Raw genomic sequence first — 24,755 nt, forward strand, 5'->3', positions numbered from 1 at the left:
CGAGATTTTGCCGGGGATGAGTGGAGAGTTAAGTCAGGGGAAGGAGATAGAGCGCGTAGGGCGATTCGCTAAATTAGTCTGATTTGCACACGAATAGCCTGTGGATAACCCTAGAGATCCTGATCTTCAAGTGATTTGAGCTTGATCTCGGCCAATGGATGCCCGGCTTTCGCCGCCAAGGTCCACCAACGTGCCGCTTCAACCGGGTCTGGCGTCTTGCTGGCTGTACCGGCCAGGCTGATCACGCCAACCTGGTAGGCCGCCTTGCCATCCCCAGCCAATGCCGCCAGCCGCAGCAGGCGAATCCCTTCTTCACGGGCACCCAGCCCTTGGCCGCGAAACGTGAGGATGTGCCCATAGAAGCTTTGCGCACCGACGTCGCCCAGGTTCGCCATGCGGGAAAACTGGCCCTCGAGCCAGGCCCAGCCACGCGGCTGGCGGACGAACCAGGACCAATGAAACAACCGACGCGCCAGCCAGTAACCGCCCCGCGCCTTGAGTCGCCAGAGCATTCAGGCCTCCGCCGACTCGGGGTACTCGTATTCAAAAACCCGAACCACTTCCGAAGCGTGCCAGGAGGCTGCGGCCACGCCATCGGAAGGCCCGGAAAAGCGGCCCAGGCGCTCAACGCACTCAAAGAACCCGGTTCGCGGCAAACGACTGGCGCCCTGGCTGATCACCAATGAACTGCGCAACGGCTGTTCCGCCCGGGCGTCCAGCGCAGCCAGGTGTTCAAGGGCCGCAGTCAAGGTCTGCATGGCCGGGCTGGGCAGTTGCAAGCGCTCCAGCAACGCTCGGTAAGTCAACAAATGGCGCTGGCGACGCGCCTGGTCCAATTCACCCAACAACCCATCCCAATGCTGCCGACTGATGCGTACGCTCACGATTCTTCCCTCCAACCCGGCACCGTCAACTCCCAGGCCAGACTGCGCCGAATCGCGGCATCGGGCTGACGCTCGCCGCTCTCGATCAAGGCCAGATAAGACGGGCTGATACCTACCGTGCGGGCCAGCGCCTCAATGGCGATGCCCTTCCCTTCGCGCAAACTGCGTAATTGATCCAGGCCAGGGAGAACCTGGCCGGGTGCCGCCGCGTGACGGACTGTCGCCTCGCGCGGCGGTGCTTGATCGATGCCTGCTGCCTTCAACAAAGACTGGTACTGATCCCACGGCAAAACCGCGTACTCGGGCTCTCCGTCACGTGTGATTATTTGAATATCCATGTCTACCCCGTAGGACAACAACACTTAGCGAGTCAGCCTTTTTCCTTGGAAGTGTAATCCTAATACCGGCTAAGGTCGCGGTGCGATGAATTCTCAGGGGCAATTGCTAGCGAATCAGGTCTTTTTCTGGCTTTGGAGTTGTTCCGGGGTATCGGGAAGCCTTTCGACCTGGGCCAGCTTCTCGGGGGATTGTCGATAGCGCCAGGCGCGGAAAGCCTCGAGTTCAACGTCGAGGGTTTTCATGACCCATGCCAGCACCGCGATATCGTCGAACATGCCAAACATCGGCAAGATATCCGGAATCGCGTCCAGGGGACTGAGGAAGTACATGAGCCCTGCCACCACCGACAACATCGACTTGGCACTGACAGCGCGGTATTCGCCCCGCCAGTAGGCCAGGCACAGGGCCTGCAGCAGACGCAGGTCCTCCTTGAGTTTGCCCAACCGCCCGCCCTCCCGGGCACCTTTGCTGGCGACGGCAAACAGCAATGTCGGCAATCGACCGCGGGCCAGCAGGCGGCCTGCCAAGGGCAGAAATCGCGCAAAATTCCACGGGGCCTTCATTTTTTCTCCCACTGAAATGTTATCCACACAAATTGTGGATAACCTTGTGAACAGAGCTGCATTTCCGCGCTGAAGCCCCCGTTTCATAAGGCCCCGGCTTAGATCGGGCGTTTTTTACTCACATAAAAAAACCCAATATTTCATTGACTTGACCGGCTGACTGCGTCTAGCCCAGCGCCTGTATTGCCTATGACTGTAGCCTGCATCGTGCGTTCGGTTTTTTTGCCATTTGCCGCAGCCCAGATGCGACAACGCCCCGCATAAGCGAGGCGTTGTCGTTATAGCAGACGCGATTACTTGGCTGCGTCTTCTTTGGCCGGATCCTTGATCGCCAGCAGTTCCAGGTCGAACACCAGGACCGAATTGGCCGGAATAGCCGGGCTCGGGCTCTGGGCGCCGTAGGCCAGGTCGCTCGGGATGTACAGCTTGTACTTCTCGCCGACGTGCATCAGTTGCAGGCCTTCGACCCAACCCGGGATCACGCCGCTGACCGGCAGGTCAATCGGGCTGCCACGTTCAACGGAGCTGTCGAATACGGTGCCGTTGGTCAGCTTGCCGGTGTAGTGAACAGTCACGACGTCAGTCGGCTTAGGCTGTGGACCGTCGGCTTTCTTGACCACTTCGTACTGCAGGCCGGAAGCGGTGGTGGTGACACCGGCTTTCTTGCCGTTTTCTTCAAGGAACTTCTTGCCGGCAGCAGCCGACTCTTCGCTCATCTTGGCCATGCGCTCTTCGGCACGCTTTTGCAGTGCGGCAAAGGCTTCGACCAGTTCTTCGTCCTTGAGCTTCTGTTCTTTCTTGCCGACGGCATCTTCGATGCCCTGGGCGACCGCTTTGGAGTCCAGGTCGTCCATACCTTCCTGAGCCAGGCTCTTGCCCATGTTCAGGCCAATACCGTAGGAAGCTTTCTGCGCCGGGGTCTTCAGCTCTACGCTGGTCTGCGAGTCGCAACCCGCGAGTACCAGGCCAACCAGGGCCACCGCCGCCGCCAACCGATGCTGTTTCATGCTATTTCCTTGTTCATGCGCCTAAAGGGCAATCGAATAAAGCCGCGAGCTTATCAGGCGGCCACGACCAATGGCTACCGGCATGTGAGCCGCAAAGTAACGATAAGTTCAGGCCTGCAAACGCTTTTTAACCCTGTACGAATGAAGCATCTGTCATCTGCGACGTACAGGGACAAATTGCCGCTCCCCTACAGGCCAGGGGTAATGGCCACTTGCCCGCCGCGCGGCACTGAGGCATAAGGACATATCAAAAAAACAAGGACGTTACCGTGCGCCTTCTCTCTCGCATTCTCTTGCTGCTTCTCGCGCTGCTGATCGTCGTCGTGGCCGTAGTGCTTTATTACGTCGCCAATCCTCGCTTGCCGTTCTATACGCCCGTCGAACAGGTGCATTACCTGGATCAATGGAGCGCCGCCGAGCGCCAGACGTATTACTTCACCCCCCAGGGCACCCAGGTCAAAGGCCTGCGCTACGACTGGTTCACCGCCCTCGAATTGCCATTCTCGCAACAACGCTTCGCTTCGCCCGAGTACCTGGCGCGCTTTGGCTTCCTGGTCGATCCGGCGCAGAAAGCCTCGCCTGACAATCCCGGCAATTTGCCGGTAGGGTTTGCACGGCACCAGAATCCGGGCAGCAGCGAGCAGTTCCTGGATATCACCTGCGCGGCGTGTCATACCGGCGAATTGCGCTTCAAAGGCCAGGCGATACGGATCGATGGCGGCTCGGCTCAGCATGTGCTGCCTTCCAGTGTTCCTACATTACGCGGTGGCAGTTTCGGACAGGCATTGGTCGCCAGTCTGGCATCTACCTACTACAACCCATGGAAATTCGAGCGCTTCGCCCGCCAGGTGCTGGGCAAGGACTACGATGCCCGCCACGAGGAATTGCGCAAGGCGTTCAAGGTCTCCCTGGACACGTTCCTGCGGGTGGCCTGGAACGATACCCATCGCGGCCTCTACCCCACCGAAGAGGGCCCGGGCCGTACCGACGCCTTCGGCCGCATCGCCAATGCCAGCTTCGGTGATGCCATTTCGGCAGAGAACTACCGTGTCGCCAACGCACCGGTGGATTACCCGCAACTATGGGACATATGGACGTTCGACTGGGTGCAGTGGAACGGATCAGCCCAGCAACCGATGGCCCGCAACGTCGGTGAAGCGCTGGGGGTTGGCGCCACGCTGAGTTTCTTCGACGCCCAAGGCAAACCGCTGCAAGGCGATGCGCGCTACCCCTCCAGCGTGCGTGTGCGCGACTTGAACAAGATCGAGGAAACCCTGCAACTGCTCAAGCCCCCGGTGTGGCCGGAAGCGCTGCTGGGTGCAATCGATAAACCGTTGGCGGCCAAGGGCCGGGCCCTGTTCAGCGAAAACTGCGCCGGCTGCCATGTGCCCAAAGTGGTCCAGGGGCCCGACAGGCCGGTGCAACAACTGCATATGCTGCCGATACAAGTGATCGGTACCGACCCGGGCACCGCCAACAACATCGCTGACCACCGCTTCGACCTGACCAGCCTGCAATGGGATCCGGCCGAGCTGGCGAAGCTGGAAGTGCAACTGCACCCGACCCCGACGGAGCCACTGGACCTGAGCCAACTCTCGGTCGCCAAAGGCCTGGCCTACGTCACGGCATTCGTGGAAAACCGCGCCTACCGCGATGCCGGCGTCACCCCCGCCGAGCGCCCGGCCCTGGACGGTTTCGGCCTGCCCATCGGTGTACGCGAATTGCGCGCCTACAAGGCCCGGCCGTTGGCGGGTGTCTGGGCCACGCCACCGTTCCTGCACAACGGCTCGGTGCCGACGATCTATCAATTGCTGTCGCCTCAGGACGAACGCGCAATCACTTTCTATAAAGGCAACTTCGAATACGACCCACGCCACCTGGGCTATCGCACCGAAGCCTTTACCAACGGTTTCCTCTTCGATACCCGGATTACCGGCAATCACAACAGCGGCCATGAATTCCGCGCGGGCGAGCGAGGCAATGGCGTCATTGGCCGCTTGCTGCAACCGCAGGAACGCTGGGCCTTGCTGGAGTATTTGAAGGTGCTGGGCGGGCCGTTGGAGTCGCAACTGTAATGATGAACCCCACAGGTAAAAGGATGTTGGCATGTTGATCACCCTCTGGCTGCGCCTCGGCGCCTTTTTGGGCAAGACGCTCCTGTGGCTGCTGGGCATCGGGTTGCTCTGCTGGGCCTTGTCCTCGGCCTGGTTCACCTGGCAACACCGCGGGCCGGTCTCGGACAAGGAGCAGATTGCACCCGGCGAAACCGCCATGACCCAGGACATCATTCAGACCGCTATTCGCATCGTCGACCAGCACCGTGAAGGCACGCGCTACCTGCGTGACGCCCATGCCAAGGCCCACGGCTGTGTCATGGCCGAAGTCCAGGTGCCGAACGACCTGCCGGCCCCCTTGCGCCAGGGAGTCTTTGCCGAACCGGGGAAGACCTGGCAAGCGACGATTCGCCTGTCCAACGGCAACGCCTATCCGCAGTTCGACAGCCTGCGCGATGCCCGTGGGATGGCGATCAAGCTGCTGGATGTGCCCGGCAAACAGCTGCTGGCGGATCGGCAATCACACGGCGAGCAGGACTTCGTGATGTTCAATCATCCGAACTTCTTCGTCAGTGACGTCGCTGAATATCGCCAGAATGTGGCCGCACAGGCTGACGGGAAGAAGGCGATGGCTTTCTTTCCGAGCCTGGACCCGCGCACCTGGCAGATCCGCCATCTGTTCATCGCCCTGGCGACACTCTCGCCGCCTCCGGCCAGCCCGACCCAGACCACTTACTTCTCGGTGTCGCCCTACAAGTTTGGTGAGGCCAATGCCAAGTTTCGCGTAGCACCGGACCCGGATAGCTGCCCGGCCTATACGCTGCCCGCACAAAACCAGGACCTGCCGAATTTCTTGCGTAGCGCGCTGAACCAGCAGTTATCCACAGACCGGGTGCCGGCATGTTTTGTCTTGCAGATCCAGCGCCAGGATCCGAGCAAGTACATGCCGATCGAAGACACCAGTATTGAATGGCAGGAAAGTGACGCACCGTTCGAGACCGTGGCCCACATCAAGGTGCCGGCCCAGGATTTCGACACACCCAAGCTGAACCTGGCCTGCGACAACCAGTCGTTCAACCCCTGGTTCGGCATCGAGGCCCATCGCCCCATTGGCGGTATCAACCGCTTGCGTAAAGCGGTGTATGAGGCGGTCAGCGATTACCGTCACAGCCGTAACGCTGAGCAATAGCGGCAGGCAAATGCCAGACAGCAAAAAGCCCGCTCAATGAGCGGGCTTTTTGTGGATACCTGGCCTTCAGCGTTCCAGGTGACCGAATATGGCGCAGCGGACGGGACTCGAACCCGCGACCCCCGGCGTGACAGGCCGGTATTCTAACCGACTGAACTACCGCTGCGCGTAACATTGAAAGTTTGGTGGGTGATGACGGGATCGAACCGCCGACATTCTGCTTGTAAGGCAGACGCTCTCCCAGCTGAGCTAATCACCCTTCACTTTCGATGCGGGGCGCATTCTCTCACATTTTTTTTATAACGTGCTGATTTAATTAGCAAATTCAGCAAAAAACATGAGCAACGCACACCGCAGGAACTGCAAACAGCAAAAAGCCCGCGTTAGCGGGCTTTCTGTGGTGACCTGGCGTTCAGTGTTCCAGATAACCGAATATGGCGCAGCGGACGGGACTCGAACCCGCGACCCCCGGCGTGACAGGCCGGTATTCTAACCGACTGAACTACCGCTGCGCGTAACACGTTGAACGAATGGTGGGTGATGACGGGATCGAACCGCCGACATTCTGCTTGTAAGGCAGACGCTCTCCCAGCTGAGCTAATCACCCTTCGCTTTCGGTGTGGCGCGCATTCTACGGAGCACTCTTTAAGCTGGCAAGCACTTTTTAAATTAATTTTTTCAGGCCTTCCAAAGGCTTAGCGAAGGGTTGGCCTATGGCGCCGCGAAGAGAATAATGCCCCCCTTTGTATAAAGGAGAGACTCACCCCATGTGGTTCAAAAACCTGCTTATCTATCGCCTGACCCAAGATCTGCCTTTTGATGCCGAGGCGTTGGAAACTGCACTGGCCAGCAAACTGGCGCGTCCATGTGCAAGCCAGGAGTTGACCACTTACGGTTTCGTCGCGCCGTTTGGCAAAGGCGAAGACGCGCCGCTGGTGCACGTCAGCCAGGATTTCCTGCTGATCGCCGCGCGCAAGGAAGAACGCATCTTGCCAGGCAGCGTCGTACGCGATGCCTTGAAGGAAAAGGTCGAAGAGATCGAAGCCGAGCAAATGCGCAAGGTCTATAAAAAGGAACGGGACCAGCTCAAGGATGAAATCATCCAGGCGTTCCTGCCGCGTGCGTTCATCCGTCGCTCGTCCACCTTCGCCGCCATCGCGCCGAAACAGGGCCTGATCCTGGTGAACTCGGCCAGCCCGAAACGCGCCGAAGACCTGCTCTCGACCCTGCGCGAAGTCATCGGCTCGCTGCCGGTCCGCCCGCTGACGGTCAAGATGGCCCCCACCGCGACCATGACCGACTGGGTCAAGACCCAGAAAGCCGCAGATGATTTCTTCGTGCTGGATGAATGCGAACTGCGCGACACCCACGAAGACGGTGGCATCGTGCGCTGCAAGCGCCAGGACCTGACCAGCGACGAAATCCAGCTGCACTTGAACACCGGCAAAGTGGTGACACAACTGTCGTTGGCCTGGCAGGACAAGCTGTCCTTCGTGCTCGATGACAAGATGGTGGTCAAGCGCCTGAAGTTCGAAGACCTGCTGCAAGACCAGGCGGAGCAGGACGGTGGCGACGAGGCCCTTGGCCAACTGGACGCCAGTTTCACCCTGATGATGCTGACGTTTGGCGAGTTCCTGCCGGCGCTGGTTGAGGCGTTGGGTGGGGAAGAGATTCCGCAGGGGATCTAAAGGCTGTTGAGCTCTAGTGTGGGAGCGGGCTTGCTCGCGAAGGCGGTGTGTCAGCTAACAAATATGCCGGCTGGCACACCGCCTTCGCGAGCAAGCCCGCTCCCACATTGGTTTTGTGGTGCTACTTAAATAATAAGGATCAGGTCATGCGCGCATTGGCTGCATTGAGTCGCTTCGTCGGCAATACCTTCGCTTACTGGGTACTGATTTTCGCCGTCGTGGCGTTTGTGCAGCCGGCCTGGTTCATTGGTCTGAAAAGCGCCATCGTGCCGCTGCTCGGGCTGGTGATGTTCGGCATGGGCCTGACCCTCAAGCTCGATGACTTCGCCGAAGTCGCGCGTCATCCCTGGCGCGTGGCCCTGGGCGTCGTCGCGCATTTCGTGATCATGCCCGGTGTGGCGTGGTTGCTCTGCCAGGTGTTCCACCTGCCGCCGGAAATCGCCGTCGGCGTCATTCTCGTGGGCTGCTGCCCAAGCGGCACCTCGTCGAATGTCATGACCTGGCTGGCTCGGGGTGACTTGGCTCTGTCGGTGGCCATCGCCGCCGTCACCACCCTGCTCGCTCCACTGCTGACCCCGGCGCTGATCTGGTTGCTCGCCTCGGCCTGGTTGCCGGTGTCGTTCATGGAGCTGTTCTGGTCGATCCTGCAAGTGGTGCTGCTGCCGATCGTATTGGGCGTGGTGGCGCAACGGCTGCTAGGGGACAAGGTACGGCATGCGGTGGAGGTGTTGCCGCTGGTGTCGGTGGTGAGCATCGTCATCATCGTCACCGCCGTAGTGGCCGCCAGCCAGGCGAAAATTGCCGAATCGGGCCTGCTGATCATGGCCGTGGTGATGCTGCACAACAGCTTCGGCTTTTTGCTCGGTTATTTCACCGGGCACTTGTTCAAGCTGCCGCTGGCCCAACGTAAATCCCTGGCCCTGGAAGTGGGCATGCAGAACTCCGGCCTCGGCGCGGCGTTGGCCAGTGCACACTTTTCGCCGCTGGCGGCGGTACCCAGCGCGCTGTTCAGCGTCTGGCACAATATTTCCGGGGCGCTGCTCTCGACGTATTTCCGGCGCATGAGTGAAAAACAGGACCGCGAAACCCTCGCCGCCCGGCAGGCAGCCGACTGAAGCAGACTTGATCGAGTGGTCAGTAATTGGCACTATCCATCCAGCGCGGGGACGACCCCGCCACTCGATCAGGCTCCCGATCGAGTGCCTAATCCGGGGACGACCCCATCCATCGATGGAGGTATGTGATGTCCTGGATCATTCTGTTTTTTGCCGGCCTGTTCGAAGTCGGCTGGGCGGTCGGCCTGAAGTACACCGACGGTTTCAGCCGCCCTCTTCCCACTGCACTGACAATCACCGCCATGGCGATCAGCCTCGGCCTACTGGGCCTGGCGATGAAGGAATTGCCATTGGGTACGGCCTATGCGATCTGGACCGGGGTCGGTGCCGTGGGTACGGTGATCGCCGGGATCATTTTGTTTGGTGAGTCGATGGCGCTGGTTCGCCTGGCCAGCGTGGCGTTGATCGTTGCAGGATTGATCGGGCTCAAGGTCAGCGCCTGAATGCTCCTACTGAAGCAAAATCTGTGGGAGCAAAGCTTGCTCGCGATGGCGTCCTTTAGATTGCCATCGCGGGCAAGCCTTGCTCCCACAGGTCTTTACTCCCACAGTTTTTCGTTCTAGCGGACAGTACCGCGCAACTCCCCCACCAACGCCTGCAACTGCGAAGGCGTCGCCGTCTCGACCGCCACCGCCGAACCCGCTACCAACGTCACCCGCGACCAGAACCGGCGAAACAGCCCCTTGGCCGGGTCGCGACTGAAGAAACTGCCCCACAAGCCCTGTAGCGCCAGGGGAATCACCGGCACCGGGGTCTCCTGGAGAATGCGCGTCAGTCCGCTCTTGAACTCATTGATCTCACCGTCACCGGTCAATTTTCCTTCAGGGAAAATGCAGACCAACTCACCGTCCTTCAGGTATTGGGCGATTCGCTTGAAGGCTTTTTCGTAGATATGAATGTCTTCCTGACGCCCGGCAATCGGAATCGTCCCGGCTGTGCGGAAGATGAAATTCAACACCGGCAGGTTGTAGATCTTGTAGTACATCACGAAACGAATCGGCCGACGCACTGCACCACCAATCAGCAAGGCATCGACGAAGGACACGTGGTTGCAGACCAGCAACGCAGCGCCTTCATCGGGAATCGCCTCCAGGTTGCGATGTTCCACACGGTACATGGAATGGCTCAGCAGCCAGATCATGAAGCGCATGCTGAACTCGGGGACGATCTTGAAGATGTAGGCGTTGACGCCGATGTTGAGCAACGACACCACCAGGAACAACTGGGGGATCGACAACTTCGCCAGGCTCAGCAACACGATGGAGACGATGGCCGAGATCACCATGAACAACGCGTTGAGAATGTTGTTGGCGGCAATCACCCGCGCCCGCTCGTTCTCGACAGTGCGCGACTGGATCAGCGCGTACAGCGGCACGATATAGAAACCGCCGAAGACACCCAGGCCAAGAATGTCGATCAACACCAGCCAGGCGTGACCGAAGCCGAGCACTTCAAGCCAGCCGTGGCCCTCGACGCTGTCGGGAATCCCGCCGGAGTGCCACCACAACAACAGGCCGAACACCGTCAGCCCGAACGAGCCGAACGGCACCAGGCCGATCTCGACTTTGCGCCCGGAAAGCTTCTCGCAGAGCATCGAACCCAAGGCGATCCCCACCGAAAACACGGTCAGGATCAAGGTCACCACGGTTTCATCACCGTGCATCCACTCTTTGGCATAGGCCGGAATCTGCGTCAGGTAGATCGCGCCGACGAACCAGAACCAGGAGTTGCCGACAATCGAACGGGATACCGCAGGGGTCTGTCCCAAGCCCAGTTTCAGGGTGGCCCAGGATTGGCTGAAGATGTTCCAGTTCAGGCGCATTTGCGGCGAAGCCGCCGCCGCGCGCGGAATACCGCGACTGGCCAGATAACCGAGCACGGCGATGCCGACGATCGCGGCGGACACCACGGGAGCGTAATGTGCCGAGGACATCATGATCCCCGCGCCGATGGTGCCCGCGAGGATCGCCAGGAACGTGCCCATCTCCACCAGGCCGTTGCCGCCGACCAGTTCATCCTCGCGCAAGGCCTGCGGCAGGATCGAATATTTCACCGGGCCGAACAGCGCCGAATGCGTGCCCATGGCAAACAGCGCCACCAGCATCAACGACAAATGGTCGAACAGAAAACCCACCGCGCCCACCGCCATGATGACGATTTCGCCGAGCTTGATCAGACGAATCAATGCGTCCTTGGCGAATTTTTCCCCGAACTGCCCCGCCAGCGCCGAGAACAGAAAGAACGGCAGGATGAACAGCAATGCGCAGAGGTTGACCCAGATCGAACGGTCGCCGTCGATGGTCAACTTGTAGAGGATGGCGAGAATCAACGACTGCTTGAAAATGTTGTCGTTGAACGCGCCCAAGGACTGCGTGATGAAGAACGGCAGGAAACGCCGCGTGCGAAGCAAGGTGAACTGCGAAGGGTGACTCATCTTCCATGTTCCTGAGTGGCGTGGACGCTTATTGGAATGAACGTTTTTCGATCCAGGCCACACATTACCTGTCTTTAGCGATTATTTCGCCAGCCCCGCAATGCACGGCGATACAAACAACTCGCCGTGCCAGGCGCCCAAGACCGTACGCCGCCCAACGATCAGCCACATCACCACCAGCATCGCCACCAGTACGCAACCGAGCACGCGGAAAAACGCCAGGCCGAGCAAGTCCGCCAGCTTCAGCGTGGTCAGCGCATACACACCCAAGGGAAAGGTAAAGCCCCACCAGCCAAGGTTGAAGGGAATGCCGGTCCGTAGATAACGCGCAGTAATCAACAGCGCCATCAACATCCACCACAACCCCAGGCCCCACAGCGTAATGCCAGCCACCAAGCCTAGCCCGGCGGCAATTTCGCCCACGCCGGGAAAGCCATTGGCGGCAAAAATCAGCGGAGCGTCGCTGCCTAACAGCAACATGCCCAGGGCGCCGGTGCCAATCGGGCCTAGGGCCAGCCAACTCGAGGCGGCCATGTTTTCGTGGGGCAGTTTGTGCAGGGCCATGCGCAACAGCAAGATCGTCAGAATGCTGAATGCTACCGGTAGGGAAAAGGCCCAGAGCACGTAGCTGGTCACCAACATGACCAGTTGCCCATGAGTATCGGCCAGGTGCGGGGCCAACAGCCCACCGCTGGCGGCGGCGACTTCGGCGGCCACCACTGGCAACAGCCACACGGCGGTCATCTGGTCGATGCGGTGTTCCTGGCGGGTAAACATCAGGAACGGAATCAGCACACCGCAGGCCACGGACATGGCCACGTCGAGCCACCATAACGCCTCGGCCAACGGCAGCACACCGTCGCCCCAACGCGGCAGCCCAAATACCAGAAAGCCATTGATGATCGTCGCCAGCCCCATGGGAATGGTGCCGAAAAACATCGAAACCGTTGAGTGGCCGAAAACCCGTCGCGCCTCGTCGAAGAACAACACCCAACGGGCCGCATACAAACCGGTGAACACCACGAACAACAGGATATTGAACAACCACAAACCTTCACCCAACAGGTGCAGGCCCGATACATTTCCGGGCCACTGCGCCAAGGCCAACGCCAGCACACCGGTACCCATGACCACGGCGAACCAGTTGGGTGTGAATTGGCGAATGGCCTCCAGCGGCCTGGGCAAATGGCTCAAGGGACGAAACCGGCGCTTGGCGGTGCAACATGTCATGGCGAACTCCTGTCCTCGGATGAGGTGGAGCCATGCTAGAGCCGAATCGAATATCTATATAACGGGTAATTTTTGTATGTGTTATCTGTTTTACAGATAACACTCAAACACTGCCCTCGGTCTCGATCACCAGGATTCGCGCCTCTCCCAGCGGCTTGGCGACGTGCTCGGTGCCCACTGACGCGTAGAAAATATCCCCGGCGTCCAGCACGGTATCTTTTTCTATACCACCCTCCCGATAGCACATCTGCACTTGCCCATCGAGCACCACGAAGACTTCCTGACCGTCATTGATGTGCCATTTGTACGGCTGATCAGTCCAGTGCAGGCGCGTGGTGATGCCGTTCATGTTGGCGATATCCAGCGCTGCCCAGGCGCGTTCGCCGGTGAAGGATTTGCTGCGGATAATTTTCAAAGGGATCGCCCGGAAAAATGCTGAGACGCCAAGACTAACCCACTGCCAGCGGCGCCTGCACTCACGGCTTCAAGGCCGAACACCCTCGCCTGCCGGCTTTACCGACTGACGCGATAACCCCAGCAACGCAGCGGCCGACAGCACGATCAGCACCGCGCCATAACCATCGGTCGTCGGGATCAACCCGAACACCCGCGTCAGATTCCCGGCCAGCAACGATGGCAGGCTGAACGCCAGGTAGCTGAGGACATAAAACGCCGACATCAAACCGGCCCGCTCGTGGGGCAAGGCCAGCGGCATGATGCTGCGCAACGCCCCCAGGAACCCGGCGCCGAAACCGCTGCCGGTCACCAGCGTGCCAATGAAGAACAACGGCAAACTGCCGCCGTGTACCGCGACCAGCACCAGCGCCAGGCCGATCACCAACAGGCTCGCGGACAGGCGCAGCAACTTGTCGGCTTCCTGGTTGCGCAGCGTATAGATGGACAACGCGCCGGTGAGCGTCAACACCGCCACCAGTGCACCGCCGATCAGGTTGGATGTCGACCCGGTCGCGGCCCGCACCAGGGAAGGCGCCAAGGACAAATAGAAACCGCCCACCGCCCAGGCCGCCAGGTTCAGCGGCAGTATCAGCCACAAGGCCCGCCGCGCCTGGACCGGCACATGCAAGGTCGGACGCAGCGACTGCCAGGCACCGGGTTGCGGGCTGACGCTCTCCGCCAGACGCCAGATATAAAGGGCCTGAATCAGGAACAGCCCCAGCAGAATCCAGTAAGTCAGTTGCAGCGGCAGCGGCGCGAACTCCGCCAACAGGCCGCAGCCCAACGCCCCGCACGCCATGCCCAACAAGGGCGCGACGCTGGTAATCAGCGGGCCTTGTCGGCGGTCGAAGTCCAGCAACGCAGCGCCCAGCACGCTGGTGGCCATGCCCGTGGCGAAGCCCTGGATCAAGCGGGCGCCGATCAGCCAGGCGACACTGTCCGCATTGATGAACAGCAACATCGCCAGCATATTGAGCAACAGCGCCACGAAGATCACCGGCTTGCGCCCCAGGTAATCCGACAGCGAGCCCACGGTCAGCAAGGCCGCCAACAAACTGAATGCGTAGACACCGAAAATCAGCGTCAGGATCGCCGGGGAAAATTGCAACTGTTCCTGATAGAGGTGATACAACGGCGTCGGCGCGCTGGACGCGGCGAGAAAACCGAGCAAGGTGATCGCCAGGAAGATCAGGCTGGCGCGGGTCGAAGCTGGACGGGACATGGGCACGCTCCACAAGAACATTCGCAAAAGCTAATTTTTTGCTTTTGCGGAGTGTGCTACCGACGTGTGCTTAAAGCAAATTCTTTGTGTTAAGGTCCGATGCATGGCTATTAAAGAAGGTTTACGCCCCGGCGGTCGAAGCGCCCGGGTCCAGGAATCGATTCATTCGGCGGTCCGCGCCCTGCTGCAAGAGCAGGACCGCGCCACCCTGACCGTGCCGCAAATCGCTGCACGCGCCGGGGTGACGCCGTCCACCATCTATCGGCGCTGGGGCGATTTGCCGGCGCTGCTGGCCGACGTCGCCATCGCCCGCATGCGCCCCGACAGCGAACCGGTCAACACCGGCAGCCTGCGCGGCGACCTACGCGCCTGGGCCGAGCAGTACCTGGACGAAATGAGTTCCGAGCCCGGTCGCAACATGATGCGCGACATCCAGGCCTGCGCCACCCCGGGGCATTGCGTGGGCATCCTCAGTACCCAGTTGCAGATCATCCTGGATCGCTACCCAGATGCGCCGAACCCTGGCGTCGAGCGGTTGATCAATGTGGTAGTGGCGCCGACGGTGTTTCGCATCCTCTTCGCCACCGCGCCGTTGGCGGTCGAGGAGTTGTATCGGTTGGTGGATATCGCGTTGGGTCAGTAAGGCCGCCATCGCGAGCAGGCTCGCTCCCACATTTGATTGGGGGTGAACACAAAATTTATATTCGCCTGAGACCCAGTGTGGGAGCGGGCTTGCTCGCGAAGGCGGTGGCACATTCAACATTGATGCAAGCTGACCCAGCGCTTTCGCGAGCAAGCCCGCTCCCACAAGGGACCTGAGGTGAATACAAATCCATGGTTCACCCCCAATCAAATGTGGGAGCGAGCCTGCTCGCGATGAGGCCCGCCAGAACACCCTATAACCCAATGCTGATCGCAACCCGCGACTCCCCGCCACGCCTCGACCTTGGTCGACACTGACGAACCCGGGCCGGCGTGCGAGACTGTCCTGCCGGGCCCAGGTCCCGGTGTCTTTGTCCGGGAGTTTCCATGTCGTTGTCCAGCGGGCTGATCGCCATTGTCGCCCTGGCCTATATGGCCATCATGTTCGCCATCGCCTTCTACGGTGACCGGCGCAGCACGCCGCTGCCGCCACGCATGCGCGCCTGGGTCTACAGCCTGTCGCTGGCGGTGTACTGCACCAGCTGGACGTTCTTCGGTGCAGTCGGCCAGGCCGCCGAACAGCTCTGGTCCTTCCTGCCGATCTACCTCGGGCCGATCCTGCTATTGGTGCTGGCTCCGTGGGTCCTGCAGAAGATGGTGATGATCAGCAAGCAGGAGAACATCACCTCCATTGCCGACTTCATCGCCGCCCGCTATGGCAAGTCCCAGTCCCTGGCAGTAGTGGTCGCGCTGATCTGTCTGGTCGGTGTGTTGCCGTACATTGCCTTGCAGCTCAAGGGCATCGTGCTCGGGGTAAACCTGCTGATCGGTGCCGGGGCCGATGCCATGGGCACCCGTGCCCAGGACACCGCGCTGATCGTCTCGCTGATTCTGGCGCTGTTCACCATCGTGTTCGGTACGCGCAACCTGGACGCCACCGAGCACCATCGCGGCATGGTGCTGGCGATTGCCTTCGAATCCCTGGTCAAGCTGTTCGCCTTCCTGGCGGTCGGTGCGTTCGTGACGTTCGGTCTTTACGACGGCTTCGACGACCTGTTCAACCAGGCGATGCTCGCCCCACGCCTGGAGCAATACTGGAAAGAAACCATCAACTGGCCGTCCATGGTGGTGCAGACCGGGGTGGCGATGATGGCAATCATCTGCTTGCCACGGCAGTTCCATGTGACCGTGGTAGAGAACATCGAGCCCCAGGACCTGCGCCTGGCCAAATGGGTATTCCCTGCCTACCTGGCCCTGGCCGCGCTGTTCGTGGTGCCCATCGCCCTCGCCGGGCAAATGATGCTGCCCAGTTCCGTGCTACCGGACTCGTTCGTCATCAGCCTGCCGCTGGCCCAGGCCCATCCGGCCCTGGCAGTGCTGGCGTTCATTGGTGGCGCCTCGGCGGCGACCGGCATGGTGATCGTCGCCAGCGTGGCCCTGTCCACCATGGTTTCCAACGACATGCTGTTGCCCTGGCTGCTGCGCCACAACAACGCCGAACGGCCTTTCGAAGTGTTCCGCCAATGGATGCTCTCGGTGCGACGGGTGAGCATCGTGGTGATCCTGTTGCTGGCCTATGTCAGCTACCGCCTGCTGGGTTCGACGGCGAGCCTGGCGACCATCGGCCAGATCGCCTTCGCCGCCGTGACCCAGCTGGCCCCTGCCATGCTCGGCGCGCTGTACTGGAAACAGGCCAACCGCCGCGGCGTGTTCGCCGGCCTCGCCACAGGGATTTTCCTGTGGTTCTACACCTTGGTGCTGCCGATAGCCGCCCACAGCCTGGGCTGGTCGCTGAGCAGCTTCCCGGGCCTGGCCTGGTTGCACGGCAACCCATTGAACTTGCCGATTACGCCACTGACCCAAGGGGTGGTCCTGTCCCTGGCCGGCAACTTCACCGTGTTTGCCTGGATCTCCGTGCTGTCGCGCACACGCGTTTCGGAACATTGGCAGGCCGGACGCTTCATCGGCCAGGAAATCAGCGCCCGCCCCAACCCCCGTTCAATGCTGGCGGTACACATCGAAGACCTGTTGCAACTGGCCGCGCGCTTCGTCGGCGAAGAACGGGCGCGGCAGAGTTTCATCCGTTTTGCCTACCGCCAGGGCAAAGGCTTCAACCCGACCCAGAACGCCGACAGCGAATGGATCGCCCACACCGAACGCCTGCTGGCCGGTGTACTTGGGGCTTCTTCGACAAGAGCTGTGGTAAAAGCCGCCATTGAAGGTCGGGAGATGCAGCTTGAAGACGTCGTCCGGATCGCCGACGAAGCGTCGGAAGTGCTGCAGTTCAACCGCGCCTTGCTGCAAGGTGCCATCGAGAACATCACCCAGGGCATCAGCGTGGTCGATCAGTCCCTCAGACTGGTGGCGTGGAACCGTCGCTACCTGGAGCTGTTCAAGTATCCGGACGGCTTGATCAGTGTTGGCCGGCCCATTGCCGACATCATTCGCTACAACGCCGAACGTGGCCTCTGCGGCCCTGGCGAAGCGGAAGTCCACGTCGCCCGACGCCTGCACTGGATGCGCCAGGGCCGCGCCCACACCTCCGAGCGGCTGTTCCCCAATGGCCGAGTCATCGAGCTGATCGGCAACCCGATGCCTGGCGGCGGTTTCGTCATGAGTTTCACCGACATCACCGCTTTCCGTGAGGCCGCGCAAGCGCTGACCGAAGCTAACGAGGGGCTGGAGCAACGGGTGGCCGAACGCACCCGGGAATTGTCCCAACTGAACCTGGCCCTGACCGAAGCCAAGAGCACCGCCGAAGCGGCCTATCAATCCAAGACGCGGTTCCTGGCCGCGGTCAGCCACGACCTGATGCAACCGCTCAACGCCGCGCGCCTGTTCTCCGCCGCGCTGTCCCACCAGTGCAACGACTTGCCGGACGAAGCCCGACAACTGGTGCAGCACCTGGACAGCTCACTGCGCTCCGCCGAAGACCTGATCAGCGACCTGCTGGACATTTCCCGCCTGGAAAACGGCAAGATCAACCCGGACCGCAAGCCCTTCGTCCTCAACGAACTGTTCGATATCCTCGGCGCCGAATTCACCGCCCTGGCCCAGGAACAGGGCCTGAAATTCCGCGTGCGCGGTTCGCACCTGCGGGTGGACAGCGACATCAAGCTGCTGCGCCGGGTCTTGCAGAACTTCCTCACCAACGCCTTCCGCTACGCCAAGGGGCCGGTGCTGCTGGGGGTACGTCGGCGCAACGGCGAATTGTGCCTGGAAGTCTGGGATCGCGGGCCGGGCATCGCCGAGGACAAGCTGCAGGTGATTTTCGAAGAGTTCAAGCGCCTGGACAGCCACCAGACCCGTGCCGAAAAAGGCCTGGGCCTGGGTCTGGCAATCGCCGACGGGCTATGCCGCGTGCTGGGCCATACCTTGCGCGTACGCTCCTGGCCAGGGCGCGGCAGCGTGTTCAGCGTCAGCGTTCCCCTGGCCCATACGCAGGCCGCGGTACCCAGCGTGGTCGCCGAACCCAGCGGCCATTTGCCAAGCGGCGCGCAGGTACTGTGCGTCGATAACGAAGACAGCATCCTGATCGGCATGAACAGCCTGCTGACACGCTGGGGTTGCCAGGTGTGGACGGCGCGCAACCGGGAAGAATGCGAGCGTTGGCTGGCCCAGGGTGGCCGGCCACAACTGGCACTGGTGGATTTTCATCTGGACGACGGCGAGACCGGCACCGAGCTGATGGCCTGGTTGCGCACACGCATGGGGGAGCCGGTGCCGGGGGTGGTGATCAGTGCCGATGGCCGGCCGGAAACGGTGGCCCAGGTGCATGCGGCGGGCCTGGATTACCTGGCCAAGCCGGTGAAGCCAGCGGCGTTGCGGGCGTTGCTGAGTCGGCATTTGCCGTTGTAGGCACCACACCGTGATCCTGGGAACATAGTGGCCTCTGTGGCGAGGGAGCTTGCTCCCGCTGGGCTGCGCAGCGGCCCCCTTTTTCGTGAGTGCTGCGCACTCAAGCGGGAGCAAGCTCCCTCGCCACAGGGGTTTGCTTCAGCCTTGGGTTTTGCTTCAGCCTTAGGGCTTGCTTCAGTCTTGAGAAGGTTCGGCTTCTTCGGACAACTCGGGCAACCCGTCCGCCCCCGTCATCGCTCGCTCGAGCAACTCCGCCGGCAAGCTCTTGCTGGCCCGGGCGCCGAGCAGTTTGAGCTGTTCACTACGGCTGATCAGGTTGCCGCGCCCTTCTGTCAGTTTATTGCGTGCCGCGCTGTAGGCTTTGTCCAACTGCTGCAAACGACTGCCGATCTCGTCCAGGTCCTGGATAAACAAGACGAATTTGTCATACAGCCACCCGGCCCGCTCGGCGATTTCCCGGGCGTTCTGGCTCTGGCGCTCCTGTTTCCACAAGCTGTCGATCACCCGCAAGGTCGCCAGCAAAGTGGTCGGGCTGACGATCACGATATTGCGGTCGAAGGCTTCCTGGAACAGGTTCGGCTCGGCTTGCAGGGCGGCGGAAAACGCCGCTTCGATGGGCACGAACAACAGCACGAAATCCAGGCTGTGCAGGCCATCCAGGCGTTTATAGTCTTTGCCGGCCAGGCCTTTGACATGGGCGCGCAATGACGCCACATGTTGCTTGAGGGCGTGTTGACCGATGGCGTCGTCCTCGGCGGCCACGTACTGCTGATAGGCCGTGAGACTGACCTTGGAATCGACCACCACTTGCTTGTCGCCCGGCAGATAAATCAACACGTCCGGCTGGAAACGCTCGCCGTCCGGGCCCTTGAGGCTGACCTGGGTCTGATACTCGCGGCCCTTCTCCAGGCCTGCATGTTCGAGTACCCGCTCCAGGATCAGCTCGCCCCAGTTGCCTTGGGTCTTCTGGCCCTTGAGCGCCCGGGTGAGGTTGGTCGCCTCGTCGCTCAAGCGCAGGTTCAGTTGTTGCAAGCGCTCCAGTTCCTTGCCCAGGGAGAAACGTTCCCGGGCCTCGGCCTGATAACTTTCTTCGACGCGTTTTTCGAAGGACTGGATGCGTTCCTTCAGCGGATCGAGCAACTGGCCCAGGCGCTGCTGGCTGGTTTCGGCGAAACGCTGCTCACGTTCGTCGAAGATCTTCCCGGCAAGCTCGGCGAACTGTGCCCGCAACTCGTCTCGCGAACCTTGCAGGTCATCCAGGCGTTGCTGGTGGCTTTCCTGCTGCTCGCGCAGTTCGGCATGCAACGACGCCGCCTGGGCATCGAGCCGCCGCAGTTCCGCTTCCTTGTTGGCGCGTTCGAGGTTCCAGGCGTGGGCCGCATCCCGGGCATTGTCGCGTTCGATCTGCAACAACTCGACTTCACGACAGGCCGCGGCAAGCTCGGCTTGCTTGGCGGCGTTGGCCTGGCTCAGGTCACTGATCTCGTCGCGACAGGCATCGAGCTGGGCGTTGAGGCCATCGTGGGCCATGTGGGCAGTAGCCAGGCGCTCTTCCAGCAGGGCCAGCTCGGTCTGCGCGACACTGGCCTGACGTTGCAGGTGCCAGGCCAGTGCCAGCAACGGCAGCGCAGCGCCTGCCAGGCCAAGCAACAGGCTGGTCAAATCCATAGCCATGACAATTCCTGCCGATCAAATAAAGCCCGAAGGTTAACCAAGCGGCTGGGGGTTGCCCAGCGCAGTCTGCGTTTTCAGTCTTGGATTTCACCGAGGGCCCGCCGAGCACGATCATCACCGGCCCGCGCGGCCTGGCGCAGCAGGTCGTGGCCGATGCGTCGATCCCGGGCGTTGCCGCACTCACGGCACATCAACTGCCCGAGGCGACTTTGCGCAGCCACCACGCCTTCACGGGCCGGTTGCTTGAGTAGACGGCCGGCCAAGTGCTTCACGCTGGGGCTGTCCCCCAGTCGCGGGCTGTCGAGTAGCCACTCAGCCAGCCGCATCGAAATTCGCTTGGGTGGGGTAACACGAGGGGGTACGGAGGTAACAGGATTTGATACTGAGCGAAACTTCATAAAACACTGTGGGACAGATCGGAAGGCGCGCCACTCTACTCCTTTTTTCGTACGGGTAAAGCCGAAAAAAACCAGCACGCCCGTGCTAGAGCAAGCGCTTGGGACAATCCACAGAAGCTGTGGATAACTCAGTGGACAACCCACCCTGAACCCGCGCAAAGCCCTGTGGAACGGGGCCTGCGCTCAAACTGACGATTTTTTCACCAGTAAAAAAAAGCGATGTTTTTCATTGACTTAAATTTTGGATACAGGCACCCACCCCGGATTGTTTCGACATGACAGTACAGTGACAAGTGGTGTAGCGAGTGTGCACAAGTAACAGCCGAACTGGTTATAACGCTGCAATTTTTTGGCGCATCTGGCGGTAAAACCTGGGGATAACCTGAGGCCTCGCGCGCGGCGTCGCTGGCACGGGCGCATCTGCGCGCACTTGAATCCTGTGCTATAGATCGCTCACTCCCCCTGGTTTATCGCGCTATTTGAATATTTTTTAACCAACGCCCTTCCCTTCATGGGTTCAATACGTTAGTATCCGCAGCGTTAGTACCAAGCTGAAAGTCAATTCCGGGTCGAACACATCTCCACGGTCAGCCATCCTTCAAAGGACGCCTCATCGAAAAAAGAGACCGACCCCCTCGATGGTTTCCAGGTAAATCTTGCGCCAACACAGCCTTTGATCGAACGCAAAGGGTGTTGCCAGGCTCATTACTCTGACCGAACCAACCTGCAAAATTGATCAGGATCTTCACCCCGGGCCCAGAACCTTTGCCCTCGCTGTGTTGCCTGCCCTCCTAAGTACCTACCTGCCAGCCCAAGCGCGCACTCTATATAGCGCTCAAACTGGCTGCTTTGTTCCAGTCGGGTTCTTCGTTCGACCAATGGTGGTCGACGTTACTGGAACGTTTTAACGTTGCACGGTTCTTAACCGTGTCATTTGTAGGAACACCCATAACATGTCCAATCAAATCCATGCACAGGATGCTATCCGCACCCTAACCAACGCTTTTGCCCCGATGAACTGCCTGATCATGGCCGCTCGCAAAGGCTGCTTCAGCTTCACCCTGGTCAACGAACACGGCATCGCCCGTCACAGCGAACGCCTCTACCCCGATCAGTACTCCAGCGCTGAACCGCTGCAGGCCGTGATCGAGCGTACTCGCCAGGCACTGGTTGCCTGAGACGCCAGAAAGGCTGAAACCCCAAAGGCCCCGCCCAGAAAGCGGGGCTTTTTATTGCCCGGAATTTCTCGATCGAGCGAAACGGCGTAAGCACCAAGGGATATAACAGTTATAACCGTTCGTTGAAGATGTTTTAAAAACAGTCCTTTACAGCGCAAATATGACACTACACTTCAAGTCAAGCGGCATGATCCGCTTCCGGCGGGGCCTGGACCGATCCACCGCTGCCAAGGCCACACTCTTCAGGCTCCGCCCCTTTCACGCTTCGAGGGTTTTATGGGTATCGCAGCCAGCGAACTGTGTCGATATGTGATCCGCCCGACGCTCCTCTACCTTGAGCGCCACAGCGCAACGGCGGAATCCTTGTTACTGGGCATTGCCGCCAGCCAGTCTGCCCTGGGCTCAGCCCTGCATGATCGACGCGGGCATGGCCTGTATCGCATTACCGAACCCCGACACCAGGCACTCTGGGACCATTACCTGGCGCTGGACCCGGAACGTGCCAGCCTGGTACGTGGCCTGGCCAGCCAGCACGCCTTTCTCAGCGGCCCGCACCTGGAACTGACCGTCAACCTGCGCTACGCCACCGCCATTGCCTGGCTGTTGGTGGAGGAACAGAACACCCCGCTTCCCGAAACCGATGACCTGCTGGGCATGGCCCGCATCTGGCGCCAGACCTTTCACCCCCAAGGGCGCCTGCGAGATTTCACCTGCGCCTGGCAAAGCTGTGTTTCGCCTCTGAACCAAGTCGCTTGCTGACGGGAAATTTGGAAAGTTCCTACAACGGTCGCGAATCTGGTCGGATTGTCCTACAAAACCGCTCTAAATCAAGCCATCCAGGCTATAGCGCTTGAACGAAAATGTTGGTAATTTTCGCCCCGGTGATCACCAGGAGTTCTAACAATGAAAAAAATGATGCTCAAAACCACCCTTGGCCTTGCCGTTACCTTGGCATCCACTCAACTTTTCGCCAGTGGCTTTGCCTTGAACGAACAAAGCATCAGTGGCATGGGCACTGGTTTCGCTGGTCGTTCTTCTGTTGCCGATGATGCAAGCACCGTATTTGGCAACCCTGCCGGCATGTCGCGCCTCAAGCGCCAGCAAGTCACCGGTGGCTTCGCCGCCATTGATGCCTCCACCGATATCGACGATGCCAGCGGCACCCAGTCCGGCACCAACAAGGGCGACATGGTCCCGCTCACTGGCGTTCCGATGGGTTATTACGTCAAGCCCATCGATGATCAATGGGCATTCGGCCTGGGTGTCTACGCACCGTTTGGCTTGATCACCGATTATGAAAACGGCTTCCAGGGACGGAGTTTCGGCAGCAAGAGCGAAGTGAAAGTCGTCACGTTCCAGCCAACCGTCAGCTATGCCTTCAACGACAAGGTATCGATCGGTTTCGGCCCGACCATCAACCGTCTTTCCGGCTCCCTGGAATCGGATCTGGGCGTACCAGGCCTGCCTGAGGCCGGCGTGGAGATCAAGGGTGACGACATTGGATACGGCTACAACATTGGTGTGCTAGTCCAGGCAACCGACACCACTCGTGTCGGCCTGACCTACCATTCCAAGGTCAAGTACAAACTTGAAGGCCACACCGAAGTCAACCCAGGTGCAGGCACTCCTCCTGCCGTACTGAGTGGCGCACGCTACGACGCTTCGCTGGACATCACCACGCCTGAGTCGGTGGACTTTTCGGTCACCCAGCAAATCAATGATGCCTGGACCGTCTACGCCGGCAGCACCTGGACTCGCTGGAGCCGTCTGAAAGAAATCACCGTGGAAAACGAAGGAACCAGCACTGGCGGCGGTTTTGTGAACCCAGCTCTCGGCACCATCACCGAAGAGCAAAACTGGCACGACACCTGGGCCTACGCCATCGGTACCTCCTACCAGTTGAACAAGCAGTGGGTGCTGCGTACCGGCCTGTCCTTCGACCAGGCGCCGACCAACAACCAGGACCGTTCGCCACGCATCCCGACCGGCGACCGGACCATCTTCAGCCTGGGCGCCGGCTGGAGCCCAACCGACGACCTGACCATCGACGTGGCTTATTCCTACCTCAAGGAAGAAAAAGTCAACGTCAGTGGCAGCAATGCCCTCGGCCAGTCCTACAACGCCAAATACGAAAACAGCGCCAACGGTTTCGGTGTCGGTGCGACTTACCGCTTCTGATGTTTCACGGCGAACCTGAACCCCTCGCCACCTGAAGCAAAAAAGCCCCGCTCTCTGCAAAGAGGCGGGGCTTTTTCGTGGCAGGATCAGGGTCTGGAGGCGATGGCTGCTTCTACCGCCTTGATGAAATCGGGATCGTCAGGCTTGATCCGGCTGGAAAAACTGCCAACGACCTTGCCCTGGCGGTCCACCACATACTTGTAGAAATTCCATTTCGGCGCACCGGCTTGTTCCGCCAGGTGCTTGAACAGCGGTATCGCATCCGCACCCCGCACGGGCTGTGGCTCGGTCATGGTGAAGGTCACGCCGTAATTGACGTAGCAGACCTTGGCGGTTTCAGCGCCATCCTTGGACTCCTGTTTGAAATCGTTGGACGGCACGCCGAGCACTTGCAAGCCTTCGCCCTTGTAGCGCTGGTTCAACGCTTCGAGGCCTTTGAACTGCGGGGCGAACCCACAGAAGCTGGCGGTGTTGACCACCACCAGTGGCTTGCCGGCAAAGCGCTGGCACAAATCGATGGTTTCCTTGGCCCGCAGCTTGGGCAACGAACCCTCCAGCAACGGCGGGCAATCGGCGGCCCATACGTGCCCGGTCACAATCAGCAACAGGGCGGGAACAGCAAGCCAGCGCATCAGCATGTCGGTTT

General features: G+C 60.3%; 22 protein-coding genes and 4 tRNA genes. 10 read left to right on the plus strand and 16 right to left on the minus strand.

Annotated elements, in window-relative coordinates; translation table 11 throughout:
- Nucleotides 1-110 precede the first annotated feature (110 nt).
- The 5 genes from PBDP_RS21985 to bamJ form a co-directional block, all read right to left on the minus strand.
- On the minus strand, nucleotides 111-512 hold the full coding sequence (locus tag PBDP_RS21985; protein WP_109754011.1) for an SEL1-like repeat protein: 402 nt from the start codon (nucleotides 510-512) through the stop codon (nucleotides 111-113).
- A complete protein-coding gene (locus tag PBDP_RS21990) occupies nucleotides 513-884 on the minus strand; it encodes a hypothetical protein (protein WP_003179080.1) in 372 nt (123 codons plus the stop codon). It abuts the gene before it with no gap.
- The gene (locus PBDP_RS21995; RefSeq protein ID WP_003204574.1) at nucleotides 881-1,222 is read right to left on the minus strand and encodes a helix-turn-helix domain-containing protein; all 342 of its coding nucleotides are present in this window, start codon (nucleotides 1,220-1,222) and stop codon (nucleotides 881-883) included. The genes PBDP_RS21990 and PBDP_RS21995 overlap by 4 nt, the downstream gene beginning before the upstream one ends.
- Nucleotides 1,223-1,336: 114 nt before the next feature.
- On the minus strand, nucleotides 1,337-1,786 hold the full coding sequence (locus PBDP_RS22000) for a YkvA family protein (protein WP_109754010.1): 450 nt from the start codon (nucleotides 1,784-1,786) through the stop codon (nucleotides 1,337-1,339).
- A gap of 293 nt (nucleotides 1,787-2,079) precedes the next feature.
- Complete coding sequence (gene bamJ, locus PBDP_RS22005; RefSeq protein ID WP_003204577.1) at nucleotides 2,080-2,793, minus strand: BamJ family beta-barrel-assembly machinery protein; 714 nt, start codon at nucleotides 2,791-2,793, stop codon at nucleotides 2,080-2,082.
- A gap of 269 nt (nucleotides 2,794-3,062) precedes the next feature.
- Between bamJ and PBDP_RS22010 the strand changes: the two genes are divergently transcribed.
- The gene (locus tag PBDP_RS22010; protein ID WP_116833216.1) at nucleotides 3,063-4,868 is read left to right on the plus strand and encodes a di-heme-cytochrome C peroxidase; all 1,806 of its coding nucleotides are present in this window, start codon (nucleotides 3,063-3,065) and stop codon (nucleotides 4,866-4,868) included.
- A gap of 31 nt (nucleotides 4,869-4,899) precedes the next feature.
- Entirely contained in the window at nucleotides 4,900-6,036 is a 1,137-nt protein-coding gene (locus PBDP_RS22015; RefSeq protein WP_212801306.1) for a catalase family protein, read from the plus strand.
- Between the two features lie 89 nt (nucleotides 6,037-6,125).
- Here the strand turns inward: PBDP_RS22015 and PBDP_RS22020 are convergent.
- From PBDP_RS22020 to PBDP_RS22035, 4 genes are all read right to left on the minus strand, one after another.
- Nucleotides 6,126-6,202 (minus strand) — tRNA-Asp (locus PBDP_RS22020).
- Nucleotides 6,203-6,219: 17 nt separating this feature from the next.
- A tRNA-Val gene (locus tag PBDP_RS22025) sits at nucleotides 6,220-6,295 on the minus strand.
- A gap of 176 nt (nucleotides 6,296-6,471) precedes the next feature.
- Nucleotides 6,472-6,548, minus strand: a tRNA-Asp gene (locus PBDP_RS22030).
- A gap of 19 nt (nucleotides 6,549-6,567) precedes the next feature.
- Nucleotides 6,568-6,643, minus strand: a tRNA-Val gene (locus tag PBDP_RS22035).
- Nucleotides 6,644-6,803: 160 nt separating this feature from the next.
- On the opposite strand from PBDP_RS22035, the gene rdgC reads away from it, so the two are divergent.
- The 3 genes from rdgC (at nucleotide 6,804) to sugE (ending at nucleotide 9,282) form a co-directional block, all read left to right on the plus strand.
- Nucleotides 6,804-7,724, plus strand: coding sequence for a recombination-associated protein RdgC (gene rdgC, locus PBDP_RS22040; RefSeq protein WP_014339706.1), 921 nt, complete (start codon nucleotides 6,804-6,806; stop codon nucleotides 7,722-7,724).
- Between the two features lie 146 nt (nucleotides 7,725-7,870).
- A complete protein-coding gene (locus PBDP_RS22045; protein ID WP_212801307.1) occupies nucleotides 7,871-8,839 on the plus strand; it encodes a bile acid:sodium symporter family protein in 969 nt (322 codons plus the stop codon).
- Between the two features lie 128 nt (nucleotides 8,840-8,967).
- Nucleotides 8,968-9,282 (plus strand): quaternary ammonium compound efflux SMR transporter SugE, encoded by a 315-nt coding sequence (gene sugE / locus PBDP_RS22050; RefSeq protein ID WP_212801308.1) that lies wholly within the window; start codon nucleotides 8,968-8,970, stop codon nucleotides 9,280-9,282.
- A gap of 116 nt (nucleotides 9,283-9,398) precedes the next feature.
- Here sugE and PBDP_RS22055 read toward each other — a convergent pair whose 3' ends face one another.
- From PBDP_RS22055 to PBDP_RS22070, 4 genes are all read right to left on the minus strand, one after another.
- A complete protein-coding gene (locus tag PBDP_RS22055; protein ID WP_212801309.1) occupies nucleotides 9,399-11,273 on the minus strand; it encodes an MFS transporter in 1,875 nt (624 codons plus the stop codon).
- Between the two features lie 81 nt (nucleotides 11,274-11,354).
- Nucleotides 11,355-12,503, minus strand: coding sequence for a TDT family transporter (locus PBDP_RS22060; RefSeq protein ID WP_212801310.1), 1,149 nt, complete (start codon nucleotides 12,501-12,503; stop codon nucleotides 11,355-11,357).
- Between the two features lie 103 nt (nucleotides 12,504-12,606).
- Complete coding sequence (locus PBDP_RS22065; protein WP_212801311.1) at nucleotides 12,607-12,918, minus strand: cupin domain-containing protein; 312 nt, start codon at nucleotides 12,916-12,918, stop codon at nucleotides 12,607-12,609.
- A gap of 69 nt (nucleotides 12,919-12,987) precedes the next feature.
- Nucleotides 12,988-14,181, minus strand: coding sequence for an MFS transporter (locus PBDP_RS22070; protein ID WP_109754003.1), 1,194 nt, complete (start codon nucleotides 14,179-14,181; stop codon nucleotides 12,988-12,990).
- Nucleotides 14,182-14,284: 103 nt separating this feature from the next.
- Between PBDP_RS22070 and PBDP_RS22075 the strand changes: the two genes are divergently transcribed.
- Both PBDP_RS22075 and PBDP_RS22080 read left to right on the plus strand, forming a co-directional pair.
- Nucleotides 14,285-14,824, plus strand: a complete 540-nt coding sequence (locus PBDP_RS22075) for a TetR/AcrR family transcriptional regulator (protein ID WP_109754002.1) — start codon at nucleotides 14,285-14,287, stop codon at nucleotides 14,822-14,824.
- A gap of 386 nt (nucleotides 14,825-15,210) precedes the next feature.
- Nucleotides 15,211-18,681, plus strand: coding sequence for a hybrid sensor histidine kinase/response regulator (locus PBDP_RS22080; protein WP_212801312.1), 3,471 nt, complete (start codon nucleotides 15,211-15,213; stop codon nucleotides 18,679-18,681).
- A 174-nt stretch (nucleotides 18,682-18,855) separates the two neighbouring features.
- On the opposite strand, the gene PBDP_RS22085 is transcribed toward PBDP_RS22080, so the two are convergent.
- Complete coding sequence (locus PBDP_RS22085) at nucleotides 18,856-20,241, minus strand: DNA recombination protein RmuC (protein WP_163858969.1); 1,386 nt, start codon at nucleotides 20,239-20,241, stop codon at nucleotides 18,856-18,858.
- A 188-nt stretch (nucleotides 20,242-20,429) separates the two neighbouring features.
- A complete protein-coding gene (locus PBDP_RS22090; RefSeq protein ID WP_109753999.1) occupies nucleotides 20,430-20,753 on the minus strand; it encodes an SEL1-like repeat protein in 324 nt (107 codons plus the stop codon).
- Between the two features lie 953 nt (nucleotides 20,754-21,706).
- Between PBDP_RS22090 and PBDP_RS22095 the strand changes: the two genes are divergently transcribed.
- The 3 genes from PBDP_RS22095 (at nucleotide 21,707) to PBDP_RS22105 (ending at nucleotide 24,109) form a co-directional block, all read left to right on the plus strand.
- The gene (locus PBDP_RS22095) at nucleotides 21,707-21,931 is read left to right on the plus strand and encodes a hypothetical protein (protein ID WP_053124246.1); all 225 of its coding nucleotides are present in this window, start codon (nucleotides 21,707-21,709) and stop codon (nucleotides 21,929-21,931) included.
- A gap of 276 nt (nucleotides 21,932-22,207) precedes the next feature.
- Nucleotides 22,208-22,690, plus strand: coding sequence for a hypothetical protein (locus PBDP_RS22100; RefSeq protein ID WP_109753998.1), 483 nt, complete (start codon nucleotides 22,208-22,210; stop codon nucleotides 22,688-22,690).
- Between the two features lie 144 nt (nucleotides 22,691-22,834).
- Nucleotides 22,835-24,109, plus strand: coding sequence for an OmpP1/FadL family transporter (locus PBDP_RS22105; RefSeq protein ID WP_163857212.1), 1,275 nt, complete (start codon nucleotides 22,835-22,837; stop codon nucleotides 24,107-24,109).
- Nucleotides 24,110-24,195: 86 nt separating this feature from the next.
- Here PBDP_RS22105 and PBDP_RS22110 read toward each other — a convergent pair whose 3' ends face one another.
- On the minus strand, nucleotides 24,196-24,747 hold the full coding sequence (locus PBDP_RS22110; RefSeq protein ID WP_212801313.1) for a glutathione peroxidase: 552 nt from the start codon (nucleotides 24,745-24,747) through the stop codon (nucleotides 24,196-24,198).
- Nucleotides 24,748-24,755: the final 8 nt, after the last annotated feature.

It is taken from the genome of Pseudomonas sp. St290, assembly GCF_018325805.1.
Classification (GTDB): domain Bacteria; phylum Pseudomonadota; class Gammaproteobacteria; order Pseudomonadales; family Pseudomonadaceae; genus Aquipseudomonas; species Aquipseudomonas bijieensis.

Excerpts from the sequence above, each read along its gene's own strand:
- PBDP_RS21995 (WP_003204574.1), bottom strand. The coding sequence starts at position 1,222 with ATGGATATTCAAATAATCACACGTGACGGAGAGCCCGAGTACGCGGTT.
- PBDP_RS22045 (WP_212801307.1), top strand. The coding sequence starts at position 7,871 with ATGCGCGCATTGGCTGCATTGAGTCGCTTCGTCGGCAATACCTTCGCT.
- PBDP_RS22055 (WP_212801309.1), bottom strand. The coding sequence starts at position 11,273 with ATGAGTCACCCTTCGCAGTTCACCTTGCTTCGCACGCGGCGTTTCCTG.
- sugE (WP_212801308.1), top strand. The coding sequence starts at position 8,968 with ATGTCCTGGATCATTCTGTTTTTTGCCGGCCTGTTCGAAGTCGGCTGG.
- PBDP_RS22000 (WP_109754010.1), bottom strand. The coding sequence starts at position 1,786 with ATGAAGGCCCCGTGGAATTTTGCGCGATTTCTGCCCTTGGCAGGCCGC.
- PBDP_RS22060 (WP_212801310.1), bottom strand. The coding sequence starts at position 12,503 with ATGACATGTTGCACCGCCAAGCGCCGGTTTCGTCCCTTGAGCCATTTG.
- PBDP_RS22095 (WP_053124246.1), top strand. The coding sequence starts at position 21,707 with ATGTCCAATCAAATCCATGCACAGGATGCTATCCGCACCCTAACCAAC.
- PBDP_RS22100 (WP_109753998.1), top strand. The coding sequence starts at position 22,208 with ATGGGTATCGCAGCCAGCGAACTGTGTCGATATGTGATCCGCCCGACG.
- rdgC (WP_014339706.1), top strand. The coding sequence starts at position 6,804 with ATGTGGTTCAAAAACCTGCTTATCTATCGCCTGACCCAAGATCTGCCT.
- PBDP_RS22070 (WP_109754003.1), bottom strand. The coding sequence starts at position 14,181 with ATGTCCCGTCCAGCTTCGACCCGCGCCAGCCTGATCTTCCTGGCGATC.
- PBDP_RS22090 (WP_109753999.1), bottom strand. The coding sequence starts at position 20,753 with ATGAAGTTTCGCTCAGTATCAAATCCTGTTACCTCCGTACCCCCTCGT.
- PBDP_RS22105 (WP_163857212.1), top strand. The coding sequence starts at position 22,835 with ATGAAAAAAATGATGCTCAAAACCACCCTTGGCCTTGCCGTTACCTTG.
- PBDP_RS22075 (WP_109754002.1), top strand. The coding sequence starts at position 14,285 with ATGGCTATTAAAGAAGGTTTACGCCCCGGCGGTCGAAGCGCCCGGGTC.
- PBDP_RS21985 (WP_109754011.1), bottom strand. The coding sequence starts at position 512 with ATGCTCTGGCGACTCAAGGCGCGGGGCGGTTACTGGCTGGCGCGTCGG.
- PBDP_RS22015 (WP_212801306.1), top strand. The coding sequence starts at position 4,900 with ATGTTGATCACCCTCTGGCTGCGCCTCGGCGCCTTTTTGGGCAAGACG.
- PBDP_RS22080 (WP_212801312.1), top strand. The coding sequence starts at position 15,211 with ATGTCGTTGTCCAGCGGGCTGATCGCCATTGTCGCCCTGGCCTATATG.
- PBDP_RS22110 (WP_212801313.1), bottom strand. The coding sequence starts at position 24,747 with ATGCTGATGCGCTGGCTTGCTGTTCCCGCCCTGTTGCTGATTGTGACC.
- bamJ (WP_003204577.1), bottom strand. The coding sequence starts at position 2,793 with ATGAAACAGCATCGGTTGGCGGCGGCGGTGGCCCTGGTTGGCCTGGTA.